We start from the raw sequence: 14783 nt of genomic DNA on the forward strand, positions 1-14783 counted from the left end.
ATTTTGATATTTATAGGGTTAAATCGGGGAAAATAGCCATTTTGTTGCAAAATGGCGAATTGGTAGCCGGAATTAGCTGTCTAATACCGAAAGGTCAATTAAGTGCTCTTTCATAAACGCTTTCATCTCATCTTCACTTGTATCAAGCTGCACACCCAGCATAAAACCACCCGCTCTTTTGCGAACGCTACATACTGTGCCACTAAACTCTCGTTTACTGAGTGTGATTTGACAGCTTTGTCCTTTAAAAGCGGTTAAGTCGTTACTGCTATTAATATCAAACTGCACGCCCGTAAGTGAAATATCTTTAATAAGTCCCGCCAGTGTTTGCTCTGCAATCACTAAGTTTGCAGGGAATAACGTAGGAATACGCGCTTCACTACGCAAGCTATAAAGCTGTACTTGCTGAGGAAAGTCGAGAAAAATTAAGCGATGTGGATGCGATGCCAAGGCGTTTATTTGCTGACGAAAAGCAATCACTTGCCCACCTCCCGCTTCAAGTACGGCGCGTATAACGACCATTACACCGTCTTTAATGACATCACTACTATTCGCTAAACGCTTTGCTGATGGATAGTTAAGAATGATGTACTGATCATTCATCAAACCAATAAATTCTGTTTTTACCCGTTTACTGTCGGTTGGTGTGGTAATTTCAACATCCACCAAGCTACCTGCAGGGATACAGGTTAGTTTCTCAAGATTGCGTTGTTTTTGAGTTTTTGGCACAGTAATGCCTCCACTTCTTGATAATCACCTTGCTTTGGTTAGCCTCGCCAGAAGGTAGGCGTAAACAGTACTAGTAGGGTGAATATTTCTAAACGACCAAATACCATTGCAATAGTAAGTAGCCATTTTGCCGTATCTGAAATCGCCCCGTAATGAGCAGCGACTTCACCTAAACCTGGGCCTAAGTTATTTAAGCAAGCAGCTGTAGCAGAGAATGCACTGATGTTATCCATACCAGTGCCCATCAGCGCCAACATGATAATGACAAACACCAAAGCATACGCAGAGAAGAACCCCCAAACCGCTTCGACAACTTTATCTGGCAGTGCCTTTCGGCCTAATTTAATTGAGTAAATAGCACGAGGATGCACAAGGCGGTTAAGCTCTCGAATGCCTTGCAAGTATAACAAGAACACGCGAACTACTTTCATACCGCCACCGGTAGAACCTGCACAGCCGCCAATAAAGCTTGAAAAGATAAGTAAAATAGGTAAGAACAGTGGCCATGCCGAAAAGTTATCGGTCGCAAAGCCTGCTGTTGTACTCATTGATACAGCTTGAAACATGGCTTGATCAAGAGTCTCATCACCATCCGCATAAATATTATTTGATGACAACACAGTAAAGCAGACAATTACCAATGCTAATTGAATCAATAAAAACACTTTAAATTCCGGGTCTCGTAAATAGGCCCGAATGCTGCGTGACGATACCGCCGCATAGTGAAGCGAGAAGTTAATTGCCGCAATAAGCAAAAACACCACACAAATAAAATTAATTACAGGGCTATCGAACTGCCCCATTGATGCGTCATAAGTAGAAAATCCACCAATCGCGATAGTAGAGAAGGCATGACAAATTGCATCAAACCAATCCATTCCTGCAGCCCAATATGCCAGCGTACAAGCAATGGTAAGCGACACATAGATATACCAAAGATGCTTTGCGGTATCAGCAATACGCGGCGTCATTTTCGAGTCTTTAACCGGACCCGGTGTTTCTGCACGGTATAGCTGCATGCCACCGACGCCTAGCATAGGCAGGACCGCCACCGCGAGTACGATGATCCCCATACCACCTAACCATTGTAATTGTTGGCGGTAAAATAGGACTGATTTAGGTAGGTATTCAATGCCTGTAAGTACGGTGGCCCCTGTGGTTGTTAGCCCTGAGAAAGCTTCAAATACAGAGTCCGCTAGGGAAAGATTAGGTTCTTGTAAGAACACTAAAGGTACCGCTGCGAAGGTGCCTAGTACCAACCAGAACAATACGACAATCAGGAAGCCTTCACGAGCTTTTAAATCACCGTGCTCATGGCGGTTTGGGTAATAAGCCGCTAAACCAATCACTACACTAAAAATGAAAGCGAGAACAAATGGCACACCACCACCGTCTTTGTAGATCAAAGACACGAGTGCCGGTGGCACCATAGTGATACTAAATAACGCCACCAGCTGGCCGAGAATTTTTATTATGGTACGAAATTGCATCTAGGCGTATCGCTTTCTTATTAATTGTTTAGCTAATACAGTTTATTGTCTTACAGCCTTAATTGTAAGTAAACGCAATGTATTATTTTTAGATTTCAAACTTTTCTGACTTTTAGGCTAACTGCACCGTGAGTCAGTTCATGAATATCATCAACCGCTTGCTCCGCCTGACGGCTATCGATTTCGATTTGCCAAGTGATGTTTTCTGCAAACTGTTTTTCGATATGAAGCACCTGGTACTGATTTTTTAATAGCTGCTCTATAGCCCCTTGTACGCTGTAATCACTTTGACCTATCAGCTCAACACTAGGTACTTTGGTAATAGTTTTAAGCTCACGCATCGCATTATTTAAACTACCACCGTAGGCGCGCACAAGCCCACCGGTACCGAGCTTAATGCCACCGAAATAACGGGTTACAACCGCTGTAATTTCACCAATACCAGAGCCAGTTAGTACATTTAGCATTGGCTTGCCTGCAGTGCCATTAGGCTCCCCATCATCCGAAAAGCCATATACATGGCTACCACCGGGGTTCCCTGCAACATGCGCCCAGCAATTATGACGAGCATCGCTGTATTTATCTTGAATCTCTTTGATAAAGGCTTTTGCTGCCGCAAGATCTGGGGTGTGGGCAATATGCACAATAAAGGTGCTTTTTTTGATTTCTTCTTGGTAAAAAACCGGCTCAGCCGGATATTGGTATTCAGACATAATTGCTTATCTAAAAAAATGGGGCCTAATGGCCCCGATATTCACTAACCTAAATCGTTAATCTAAGTGTAGATCACGGGTCATGTTTTCTAGGCTATCTTCATGAACGATGATGTTATCTTCAATACGGATACCGCCGAATGGCTTAAGCGCTTCAACTTTTTCCCAGTTAATGAACTGCTTGTTGTCTGTTTGCGCAAGGTCACCTAATAATGAGTCGATAAAGTATAAACCAGGTTCAATAGTAAATACTTGGTTCTTTTCAATTAATCGAGTACAACGAAGGAATGGATGACCTTCTGGCGGAGCTTGGTGTGCACCAGTATCATCAGCCATAAAGCCACCCATATCGTGTACTTGTAAGCCAAGGTGATGACCAAGACCATGCGGGAAGAAAGTAGAAGTAATACCACGTTCAACAATTTCAGCTGCTGGTAATTTCACAATATTAAAGTCGCTTAGCACTTGCGCTACACGCTGGTGGCAATCTAAATGTAATTCACCATATAACAAGCCAGGCTTTAATGCTTTACCTAAAGCAATTTGATGCTCTGTCATTACTTTAATTAAATCGCTAAATTCACCCGACTTTTTATAGTCATAAGTACGCGTGATATCAGCCGCATAGCCATTAAAGTTCGCACCAGCATCAATAAGAAAAGAATGATGTGAATGCGGCGCTTTAGGCTCAAAATGCGTGTAGTGTAAAATTGCACAGTTTTCATTTAGCGCAACGATATTACCGTAAGGCATTTCGTTTTCACTCTGACGCGTCGCCATGAGGTAAGCTTGCTGAATATCAAACTCTGAACCACCAGCAAAAAAAGTATCACGTGCAGCTTTGTGGCCATCTACCGCGATTCGGTTAGCTTGACGTAAACACTCAAGCTCGTACTGGGTTTTATAAGCGCGATGAAAGTGTAGGTAATTCATTACTGGCTCTGGGTTCATAATGCTAAAGCCCAGCGCTTGTGCTACTTCTAGGTATTCACCGATATAGGCAAATTTTTCTTTATCATAAGGAAGCAGCTTTTCGACCTGATCTGGCTGTACTAATAATTCAATATCAAAATACTCAGCCCAAAAATCACGCGGTTCGTCAGGCACTTTATGCCAAAAGTCCACAGGACGATAAAAAATCAGTTTTGGCTTAGATGCACCATCAACCACAATCCAGCAATGTGGGTTGTCGATTACTGGTAACCAAGCTTTAAATTGCGGATTCACCTTAAACGGATAATACATGTCATCTAAAAACTGACGTTTAGCCTGACCTGAGTGAATTACTAACCCTTCTAAACCTTCACGCTCTGTGATTGTACGAGTGCGTTGTTGCAAGGTTGCAATATGTTCGGCGTATAACACCGCTAATTTATCCATAGTAAACCCATCTTTAGTAAATTTAACTTGTTAGCAGTCTAACATAGCCAGCACTATCCCCCAACTGAGGGAGGATAGTGTGACACATCTTGTTTAACCACCCATCGACATATCTAGGATCGGTGCCAATACATTGCCGTCACGGCCTAATCGAGTGTGATAAACCTGTCTGTAGGCAAACACATTCTTAACGTAGTTTCGTGTTTCGGTATAAGGAATTAACTCTATCCACAGTTCAGCTGGCATTGCTTGCTCTGGGATCCAGCGTTTAATGCGATGATAACCTGCATTGTAAGAAGCCGTAGCAAGGATTTCATTGCCATGATTTTTCTTTTTCAAATACTGCAAATATTCACTACCTAGACGTATATTAGTACGAGGCTGATATAACTGCCTGCGTGACACTGTACTCTTATTCATATACTTAGCAGTACTTGGTAACAACTGCATCAAACCATGAGCATTGGCATGAGAGCGTGCATCTGGCGCAAAAGAGCTTTCTCGACGCGAGATAGCAATACTCCAAGCAACATCGATATGGCTGCGGTTGCTATAAGTGGCAAACACATCTTTAAACGCAAATGGGAAACGTAAATCGACATAATCCCACTCTTTTATTTGCGCCAAGGTATAAATAGTGCTGTCGTACCAATCTAGCTCAGCAGCAAGTAAAGACGCAGCAAGCTTTTCTTCTTTAGTAGATGTATCCGTTAAATAATTCCATTCACGACGCGCAGATGTATAACGCTCAAGCTCATACAAGGCGCGAGCTCGCTTAAAACCAGGGGCATTTGCCACTTCAAGCTTAAGCTTATTACTAATATTGATATCTTTGTTATTTAAACTAACCGGAATACCCAAGCGTGCAGATGCTAAAAAGCCGTAATAATCACGCTCTTTAGCCACCGTTTGCCAAATTTCACGAGCTCGCTCGACGTCACCACGTTGATTTAAGCTATATGCCAACCAATATTGTTGACCCAAACTCAGGTTTTCTTTACCCGTGAAAAACGCCACAATGCCAGACCAATCTTGTCTCTCTAGCATGTTCCCTAGCTGCCATTGCATTAGTTTACGCGTTTGGCGCTCTTTAGGTACTTTGTTTAACCAAAAGCGTGCTTGTTGATGACCGCTCGAGGCAAGCGAAAGCGCAAAGCTGTAGTAAACATCGGCTTTTTGCTCGTCGGTGTAATCGAACATAGCTTCGAGCTTTTCCCAAGCTCGTAATGCCAAATCTTTATCTCGCCATACTAAGCGCTTAACCCCATAGAGTGCAATTTGTCCTTCTTTAGTCGACTTTTTCTTGTAGCGATAAAGACCCGCAGCAGCACTTGGGTCTCTTCGTACCTTTAAATATAAATCAGCTAAATATTGATCAGCCCGAGGCAATAATGTTTTTAAGTAAGGAATTAAGCTTGATGAGCCCCCTTCAGCGGCCAGACTAATACGCTGCCAAACTCGCTCTTGGGTTTGGTAACCCTTTTTCTTCCACAGCGAGAATAATCCATCACACTCTTTTGGCTGTGACTCCCCAACAACCCATAAATCAGTAACTTGGTTCATTATGGCTTTTTCAGGTGCCCCCAAGTCCAATTGAAAGCTTAAGTAAGGGCACGTTAATTCGTTATTGCTCGTTTCGCGATAATTTCGAATATATGCAGCTTTCTTGTTGTACTTTTTTAAGTAATTAAGCCATGCCTTTCGTACAGGCCATTCTAGTGGCGTGTTTTGATAAATATTAAGATAGTTCTCTATTTCCGTTTGGTGTTTAAGGCTTGGGTTGCGTTGCCAATATGCCTTTTCGACATAAGGTTTCAACGGATGATCAAGTCCATTTGCTGCCTCTTTCATGTCTTGATAATCACCGTAACGCGCCTTTTTTTCTGCTTTTAAAAAAGCGTCATGTTTATCGTTGGCTTCAGCTGCAAAAAAAGGAAAAAGTAATGCGGCAGCTGTCCAACCAAGGAGTTGTTTTTTCATGATGACCTTTAACAAAAATTAAAGAATTAATAACAAAAAACTTCTGCTACACCTTAGCACCAAACCAGCTATATTTTAACCAATCGCGATAAAGCGCAGTAAATTTTTCGTTGCATTTTCATTTTAAAGCAAGCACACTGATTGAAATGCAAACTCATCGTACCAGTCTTAGTTAATAAACTAGGGAGAATAATAATGTTATATAAAAGCGATTCATTTGAAGTTGCTTTCATCAAGGACAACATCGCCGAGTTTAAGTTCTGTGCAGACGGCTCAGTAAATAAACTTTCGCAGCAAACCTTGCAAGATTGCGCTTTAGCATTAAAAGAATTGGCAACAAACTCAGATATCAAAGGCATGGTGTTCACCAGCGATAAAGATCATTTCATTATCGGTGCCGATATTTTCGAATTTTTACCTACTTTCACTAAACCTCAAGAAGAACTAGTTGCATGGATCAAAAATGCAACTGATGTTTTTGACGCAATTGAAGATTTACCTTTCCCAACCCTAAGTGCGGTAAACGGCATGGCGCTTGGTGGTGGATGTGAGTGGGCACTTGCTACCGATTATCGCGTTGCTAGCTCTAACGCTAAAATTGGCCTACCAGAAGTTAAATTAGGCATTATGCCTGGTTTTGGTGGCACAGTTCGCCTGCCACGCCTTATTGGCGCTGATAATGCGATGACATGGATCACTACAGGTAAAGAAAACCGTGCTGCTGATGCCCTAAAAGTAGGTGCGTTTGACGCGGTAGTTAGTGCTGACAAACTTTTAGAGTCAAGTATTGCAACACTTGAGCAAGCAATTGCTGGCAAGCTAGATTGGCAAGCAAAACGACAAGTAAAATTACAGCCACTGAAAATGAACCGTGTTGAGCAAGGTATGAGCTTTGCTATGGCAGAAGGTATGGTAATGGGTCAGACAAAAGGTCATTACCCAGCACCTGTTATGGCTGTAAAAACAATCAAAGCTGCTGCAAACTGTGAACGCGCTGAAGCAATGGCTATTGAAAACGCTAACTTTGCTAAACTTGCAGCAACAAGCGAAGCTGCCGCGCAAACCGGTATTTTCTTAGCTGACCAATACATTAAAGGTAAAGCGAAGAAGCAAGCTAAACACAGTGGGCTTGAGATCAAACAAGCAGCTGTATTAGGTGCAGGTATTATGGGTGGCGGTATTGCTTACCAGTCTGCTTATAAAGGCACACCTATTATCATGAAAGACATCAACCAAGATGCACTTGATTTAGGTATGGGCGAAGCATCTAAGCTACTAGGTAAGAAAGTACAACGTGGCCATATGGCGATGGATAAGATGGTTGCCACCTTAGGCAAGATCAAACCAACGTTAAATGATGCAGACCTACAAAGTGCTGATATCGTTGTTGAAGCCGTGGTTGAAAACCCTAAAGTGAAGCAAGCTGTTCTTGCGGGTCTTGAAAAAGACTTACCAGCAGGCACTATCCTAACTTCAAATACGTCAACTATTCGTATTGACGAGTTAGCATCTGCACTTGAAAAACCAGAAAACTTCTGTGGTATGCACTTCTTTAACCCTGTGCCGAAAATGCCATTAGTAGAAATCATCCGTGGTGAAAAAACTTCAGAAGCAACAATTAATGCAGTTGTTGATTACGCATTAAAACTTGGTAAATCACCTATCGTTGTAAACGACTGCCCTGGTTTCTTTGTTAACCGCGTACTATTCCCTTACTTTGCAGGTTTCAGCAAACTTGTTGTTGAAGGTGCTGACTTCACTAAAGTTGATAAAGTAATGGAAAATGTATTTGGTTGGCCAATGGGTCCTGCATATCTACTTGATGTTGTAGGTATCGATACAGCTTACCACTGTACTGGTGTAATGGCTGACGGCTTCCCTGAGCGTATGGCTCGCCAAGATAAAGACCCTGTTACTGTATTTGCAAACGAAAAACGCTTTGGTCAGAAAAATGGTGCTGGTTTCTACCAATACGCGCCGGACCGTCGTGGTCGCCTGAAAAAAGCAAAAGATGCAACAGCAACTGAGCTACTAAGTGCTATCACTGATGCACCTAAAGATTTCGACAAACAAGAAATCATTGACCGTTGTATGATTCCTATGATCAACGAAGTACTACTTTGTTTACAAGAAGGTATCGTAGCGTCACCACAAGAAGCTGACATGGCGCTAATTTACGGCATTGGTTTCCCTCCATTTAGAGGCGGTGCATTCCGTTACTTAGATCAAACTGGTTTAGCGAACTTTGTTGCAACAGCAGACAAGTACGCTCACTTAGGTGCGATTTACCAAGTATCAGATGAAACTCGCAAGTGGGCCGAAGAAGGCCGTGTATTCTATAAGGTGGAAGGATAAGAAACATGAATAATCCAGTAATCGTAGATTGTATCCGCACACCAATGGGTCGTTCAAAGAACGGCGTATTCAAAAACAAGCGTGCGGAAGATTTAAGTGCTCACTTAATGAAAGGTTTGTTAGACCGTAACCCAGCCGTTGATCCAGCATCAATTGATGATATTTACTGGGGCTGTGTTCAACAAACGTTAGAGCAAGGTTTCAACATTGCCCGTAATGCGGCATTACTAGCCGGTATCCCTCACTCTGTACCAGCGGTAACGGTTAACCGTTTATGTGGTTCATCAATGCAAGCATTACATGATGCAGCACGCGCTATTATGACTGGCGCTGGCGATACCTACATCATTGGTGGTGTTGAACACATGGGTCACGTACCTATGACTCATGGTAATGATTTTCACCCAGGTTTATCAACGTCTGTAGCACAAGCTGCTGGCGTAATGGGTTTAACTGCTGAATACCTTGCAACGCTTCACGGCATTAGCCGTCAGCAGCAAGACGAATTTGCTTACCGTTCACACCAACGTGCACACGCTGCAACAGTTGAAGGTCGTTTCCGCCGTGAAATCCTAGCAATGGAAGGTCACGATGCAGATGGTTCTTTAATCTTAGTTGAAGACGATGAAGTAATTCGTCCTGAGACGACTGTTGAAGGCTTATCGCAACTACGCCCTGTATTCAATCCAGCATCAGGTAGCGTAACTGCAGGTACTTCATCTGCACTTTCTGACGGCGCGTCAGCAATGCTTGTAATGAGCGAAGAGAAAGCAAAAGAACTTGGTTTACCAATTCGTGCGCGTATTAAATCAATGGCTGTTGCAGGTTGCGATCCATCAATTATGGGTTATGGTCCTGTTCCGGCATCGCAAAAAGCACTTCAACAAGCAGGTATCACAATTGACGATATCGATGTTGCAGAGCTGAACGAAGCATTCGCAGCACAATCTCTACCAGTATTAAAAGACCTAGGTCTGATGGATGTGGTAGATGAAAAAGTTAACCTAAATGGTGGTGCAATTGCACTTGGTCACCCACTAGGTTGTTCTGGTTCACGTATTAGCACAACGCTTGTTCACCTAATGGAAGACAAGAACGCTAAATACGGTCTAGCAACTATGTGTATTGGTTTAGGTCAAGGTATTGCAACTGTATTTGAGCGCGTAGAGTAACGAGCTCACACCAAACATCTTGGTGATAAAAAGGCGCACTGATTTGCTCAGTGCGCCTTTTTTATTTGCTTTGCTTTAGGTTATTGAAACAGGCGGCAATAGAAAGTTAAAATAGCCGCTTATTAATTGTCTCTTTCATTCAAAAGGTCAGCCATGAGTTTTGATAATCCCGATCACCAATTAGATGCACTTGGCCTTCGTTGTCCAGAACCTGTCATGATGGTGCGTGGCGCAGTGCGTAAAATGAAAGATGGTGAAACATTGCTTATCATCGCCGATGACCCATCAACTACCCGTGATATTCCAAGCTTTTGTACTTTTATGGATCATACTCTAGTGGCTAAAGATGTAGAGCAAGCACCGTATCGATACTTGGTAAAGAAAGGGTTGTAACGGGCTCGTAGGTTGGGTAGAGCGAAGCGAAGCGAAACCCAACGTAACTGAAGGATGATAGCAACAAATTAAAGTTCGTGAAGTTCAACTTTTAATCGAAATTAAACTACTCTTATCATTTAACATTCAAGGATGAATGTATGCGATACAGAAGAGTATTAATCCCCGGGGGCACCTATTTCTTTACTCTAGCGATTGCGCAAAGAAACTCAGCACTTTTAACTTCAAACATCACTCTGCTACGTTCAGCTTATAAAAGTGTGGCAAAGTCACACCCTTTTAAAACGCTTGCCATTGTCATTCTTCCAGATCACTTACACGCTATTTGGCAACTACCCGTTGGGGATTGTGATTATTCAAAACGGTGGCGATTAATTAAGTCTAATTTTTCTAGACAACTAAATAATTGCGAGCATAAATCGCCTAGCCGCATTCAGAAATGTGAACGAGGTATTTGGCAGAGACGGTATTGGGAGCATTATATAAAGGACGAGCAAGACCTAATGAACCATATTAATTATATTTACTTCAACCCTGTAAAACATAAATACGTGAATCAAGTTGAAGACTGGCCATTTTCGTCTTATAGGAAATTGAGTAAGTCATCTGTTTTTAATTTGTCAGATGATGAGTTAGATATCGCACTTAATCTATATGAAGATTGATGAGAAGGCTGGCGCTTTGTTCTAACGCTAGCCTAATCAGTGTAGGTTGTGTTGAGAGCAACGAAACCCAACGTGATTGCTAGCAAATCCAACACTCCCGATAATTAATCCGTTGCAGAGTTAGATACGCCAGCTAATCTTCAAGGTGAGTGTATGCGTTGGGTTTCGCTCCGCTCTACCCAACCTACCAGCGCAGAGCTTTACTTCCGAGTTGCTGTCACTTTTGGTTGATTGCTATTGCGGTAATCGAAGCTCACTACATACTCGCCTTTTGCAGCGGGTTTGAGTACGTAGGTTGGGTTGAGAGCAACGAAACCCAACGTGATTGCTGGCAAATCAAACCCTCCCGATAGCTAATTCGTTGCAGTGTATGCGTTGGGTTTCGCTCCGCTCTACCCAACCTACCAGCACAGAGCTTTACTTTCGGGTTACCGTCACTTTGGGTTGATTACTGTTACGATAATCAAAACTCACTACATACATACCTTTTGCAGCGGGTTTAAAGCTGAAATAATTGTAGATAGTATTACAGTCGGCATTGGCAGCTTGGCCTAAAACCAATGATTGCCCTGCAGGGTCTATATCACTGTAACCGCAGTTATAGCCTTCGCTAAAATCAGCATCCGCTATTTTGAATTCATAAACCTTACCAGGTGTTGAAAACTTAACTTCGGTTTGGAATATACCTGGTGCAACTTGCTTTAATTGATACTGAGGTTCGGCATCCCACAAGGTAAAGTCACCACGTAAATACATAGTACGGTCAAGGTCTTTGCTTGGCAGAATATCATCGATGCTTGGCATTTGCATTTGGCTAGAACAGGCTGTTAATAAGCCTGCTAATGCTAAAGTAATTACACGTTTCATTACTATTCCTTATGCTACAAAAAAGCCAGCACTGAGCTGGCTTTTATTAATTGGCTACTGCTTACTTCTGAAGTACAGAGATATCAGCAATATCTAAAAACAGGCGGCTTAGTTGGCTTAACAATGCTAAACGGTTTTGTTTAACTGCTTCGTCATCGGCCATTACCATTACATTATCGAAGAAGTTATCAACACTCTCACGGATACCCGCAAGTTGTGACAATGCTTCTTGGTAATCACCATTTGCATATAGAGGTGCAAGCTCAGTTGCAAACTTCGCAACATGCGACGCTAATACTTTTTCTGCATCATCGCTTAATAGGCTCTCATTTACATCACCTTGTGTTGTGATGTCATTCTTAGCCAGAATATTGCTTACGCGTTTATTTGCTGCTGCAAGCGCTTCTGCAGCCTCTAATGTACGGAAGTGACTTACCGCTTTAACACGACGGTCAAAATCAACTGGTTTAGTTGGACGACGAGCTAGCACAGCTTGGATCACATCAACTTCGATACCTTCATCTTGGTACCATGCGCGGAAACGACCTAGCATAAACTCAAACACATCTGTTGATACGTTTAGGTTTGTTAGCTTCTCGCCGAATAGCGTTTGTGACTTAGCAACTAGATCTAAGATATCTAGCGGTAATGATTTTTCAACCATGATGCGTAATGCACCAATCGCTGCACGGCGAAGTGCAAATGGGTCTTTGTCGCCTTTTGGCGCTTGACCAATACCAAAAATACCCACCAGCGTATCAAACTTATCAGCAATTGCTACTGCACAGCTGATCACATTGGTTGGTAAATTATCACCCGCGAAGCGAGGCATATATTGTTCATTTTGCGCTAGTGCAACTTCTTCGGCTTCACCGTCGTGACGAGCATAATGCATACCCATTACACCTTGTACGTCGGTAAACTCCATCACCATTTCGGTCATTAAGTCTGTTTTACTTAATAAACCTGCACGCTTAGCCAGCTCGGCATCGGCACCTAATTGCTCCGCAATGTAACCTGCAAGTTCACTGATACGCTCAGATTTGTCTTTTAACGTACCCAATTGCTTTTGGAATAAAACAGTATCAAGCGATTCTAAACGGCTCTCTAGCGTTTTCTTCTTATCAGTTTCATAGAAGAATTGCGCATCAGCTAAACGTGGACGAACCACCTTTTCGTTACCAGCAATTACCACGCTTGGATCTTTACTTTCGATATTAGAAACAAATAGGAACTTGTTAAGTAAGTTGCCGTCTTGGTCTAATAACGGGAAGTATTTTTGGTCGTCCTTCATAGTATAGATAAGCGCTTCTGAAGGGACATCTAAGAAGGCTTCTTCAAATGTTGCTGTTAATGTTACTGGCCACTCAACAAGAGATGTTACTTCTTCCAGTAAGTCTTCATCCATCGCTACTTTTGCATTTACAGCTGTTGCTGCAGCTTCAATCTGTTCACGAATTTGTGCTTTACGTGTTTCGAAGTCAGCGACAACATAAGCAGATTTAAGAACATCAAAAACGTCATCTGCGTGGTTAATTGTTACTTTTTCTGGATGATGGAAACGGTGACCTTGTAATTGGTTGCCAACTTGCTTACCAAGGATTTCACCTTCGATTAGCGTGCTACCAAATAAAATAGTCGCAGTGTGCACTGGGCGGATAAATTGTGTTTTATTTGCACCCCAACGCATTGGTTTAGGGATAGGTAATTTAGCAAGTGCTTTGTTTACAGCATCGCTCATAAGCGAGGTAGTTGCTTGACCTTCAACCTGTGCTTTGTGTAATAACCAAGCACCTTTATCTGTTTCTAGCGTTTGTGCGTCGCTTACATCGATGCCACAACCACGAGCCCAACCCATTGCGGCTTTAGTTGGGTTGCCATCTGCGTCAAAAGCCGCTGCTACTGCAGGGCCGCGCTTTTCTACAACCTTATCACTTTGTTTAGCTTCAAGTGCAGTAACACGTAAACCTAAACGACGTGGTGATGCGTACCAATTAACGCCTTGATGAGCTAATTCTAAGCTTGCAAGCTCAGCTGCTAAGTTCTCAGCAAACGACTCAGCAAGTTTACGAAGTGCTTTCGGTGGCAACTCTTCAGTGCCAATTTCTACTAATAAATTTTCTGCTGACATGCTAATTCTTAATCCTTACAAAGCGGGAAACCAAGAGCTTCACGGGCATCATAGTAACTTTGCGCACATGCTTTAGATAAAGCACGAACACGTAAGATATAACGTTGACGTTCTGTTACTGAGATAGCGTGACGAGCGTCTAATAAGTTAAACGCATGTGATGCTTTCATTACTTGCTCATAAGCTGGTAATGGTAAGCCTGCTTCAATTAGCTTTTCGCTTTCTTTTTCACAGTGATCAAACTGTGCAAATAAGAACTCAACATCCGCTTGTTCGAAGTTATAAGCCGATTGCTCTACTTCATTTTGATGGAATACATCACCGTATGTGACACGACCCATAGGACCATCTGCCCATACAAGGTCATAGATGCTATCTACGCCCTGAATGTACATTGCTAAACGCTCAAGACCATACGTGATCTCACCTGTTACTGGTGAGCACTCTAGGCCACCTACTTGTTGGAAGTAAGTGAACTGCGTCACTTCCATGCCGTTCAACCAGATTTCCCAACCTAGACCCCAAGCACCTAATGTAGGCGACTCCCAGTTGTCTTCTACGAAGCGAACTTCGTCAGTTAGCGTATCGATACCTACCGCAGCTAAAGAGCCTAAATAGAGCTCTTGGATGTTCTCTGGTGATGGTTTTAATACTACTTGGAATTGGTAGTAATGTTGTAAGCGGTTTGGGTTTTCACCATAACGACCATCAGTTGGACGACGGCATGGTTGAACATACGCGCTCGACATTGGCTCTGGACCAATCGACTTTAAGAAAGTTAACGGATGAAATGTCCCTGCTCCCACTTCCATATCGAGTGGTTGAGCAATCACACAGCCTTGCTGTGCCCAATAGTCCTGTAAAGCCAGGATCAAACCTTGGAAGGTTTTAACGTCATATTTTTGCAT

At 42.7% G+C, this 14783-nt stretch carries 12 protein-coding genes; 4 read left to right on the forward strand and 8 right to left on the reverse strand.

Features of this window, described 5'->3' with window-relative positions; genetic code table 11:
• Positions 1 to 72 precede the first annotated feature (72 nt).
• From L1D46_RS06700 to L1D46_RS06720, 5 genes are all read right to left on the reverse strand, one after another.
• Positions 73 to 729: a flagellar brake protein gene (locus L1D46_RS06700; RefSeq protein ID WP_130050115.1), complete on the reverse strand. Its 657-nt coding sequence runs from the start codon at positions 727 to 729 to the stop codon at positions 73 to 75.
• A gap of 38 nt (positions 730 to 767) precedes the next feature.
• On the reverse strand, positions 768 to 2219 hold the full coding sequence (locus L1D46_RS06705) for a TrkH family potassium uptake protein (RefSeq protein WP_130050116.1): 1452 nt from the start codon (positions 2217 to 2219) through the stop codon (positions 768 to 770).
• A 95-nt stretch (positions 2220 to 2314) separates the two neighbouring features.
• The gene (locus tag L1D46_RS06710; protein WP_130050117.1) at positions 2315 to 2932 is read right to left on the reverse strand and encodes a YigZ family protein; all 618 of its coding nucleotides are present in this window, start codon (positions 2930 to 2932) and stop codon (positions 2315 to 2317) included.
• A gap of 57 nt (positions 2933 to 2989) precedes the next feature.
• Positions 2990 to 4312 (reverse strand): Xaa-Pro dipeptidase, encoded by a 1323-nt coding sequence (gene pepQ / locus L1D46_RS06715; RefSeq protein ID WP_239977136.1) that lies wholly within the window; start codon positions 4310 to 4312, stop codon positions 2990 to 2992.
• A gap of 93 nt (positions 4313 to 4405) precedes the next feature.
• Positions 4406 to 6292, reverse strand: coding sequence for a transglycosylase SLT domain-containing protein (locus L1D46_RS06720; protein WP_130050119.1), 1887 nt, complete (start codon positions 6290 to 6292; stop codon positions 4406 to 4408).
• A gap of 195 nt (positions 6293 to 6487) precedes the next feature.
• Between L1D46_RS06720 and fadB the strand changes: the two genes are divergently transcribed.
• From fadB to L1D46_RS06740, 4 genes are all read left to right on the forward strand, one after another.
• Positions 6488 to 8647 carry a fatty acid oxidation complex subunit alpha FadB gene (gene fadB / locus L1D46_RS06725; protein WP_130050120.1) on the forward strand — a complete coding sequence of 720 codons (2160 nt, stop codon included), beginning with the start codon at positions 6488 to 6490 and terminating at the stop codon, positions 8645 to 8647.
• A gap of 5 nt (positions 8648 to 8652) precedes the next feature.
• Complete coding sequence (gene fadA, locus L1D46_RS06730) at positions 8653 to 9819, forward strand: acetyl-CoA C-acyltransferase FadA (RefSeq protein ID WP_130050121.1); 1167 nt, start codon at positions 8653 to 8655, stop codon at positions 9817 to 9819.
• A gap of 153 nt (positions 9820 to 9972) precedes the next feature.
• Positions 9973 to 10212 carry a sulfurtransferase TusA gene (tusA, locus tag L1D46_RS06735; RefSeq protein ID WP_054554785.1) on the forward strand — a complete coding sequence of 80 codons (240 nt, stop codon included), beginning with the start codon at positions 9973 to 9975 and terminating at the stop codon, positions 10210 to 10212.
• A 140-nt stretch (positions 10213 to 10352) separates the two neighbouring features.
• A complete protein-coding gene (locus L1D46_RS06740; protein ID WP_167659035.1) occupies positions 10353 to 10877 on the forward strand; it encodes a transposase in 525 nt (174 codons plus the stop codon).
• A gap of 417 nt (positions 10878 to 11294) precedes the next feature.
• On the opposite strand, the gene L1D46_RS06745 is transcribed toward L1D46_RS06740, so the two are convergent.
• The 3 genes from L1D46_RS06745 to glyQ form a co-directional block, all read right to left on the reverse strand.
• Complete coding sequence (locus tag L1D46_RS06745; RefSeq protein ID WP_239977138.1) at positions 11295 to 11744, reverse strand: hypothetical protein; 450 nt, start codon at positions 11742 to 11744, stop codon at positions 11295 to 11297.
• A gap of 61 nt (positions 11745 to 11805) precedes the next feature.
• The gene (gene glyS, locus L1D46_RS06750) at positions 11806 to 13875 is read right to left on the reverse strand and encodes a glycine--tRNA ligase subunit beta (protein WP_167659033.1); all 2070 of its coding nucleotides are present in this window, start codon (positions 13873 to 13875) and stop codon (positions 11806 to 11808) included.
• An 8-nt stretch (positions 13876 to 13883) separates the two neighbouring features.
• On the reverse strand, positions 13884 to 14783 hold the full coding sequence (glyQ, locus tag L1D46_RS06755; RefSeq protein ID WP_054554789.1) for a glycine--tRNA ligase subunit alpha: 900 nt from the start codon (positions 14781 to 14783) through the stop codon (positions 13884 to 13886).

It is taken from the genome of Pseudoalteromonas sp. Isolate3, from assembly GCF_022398505.1.
Taxonomy (GTDB): domain Bacteria; phylum Pseudomonadota; class Gammaproteobacteria; order Enterobacterales; family Alteromonadaceae; genus Pseudoalteromonas; species Pseudoalteromonas apostichopi.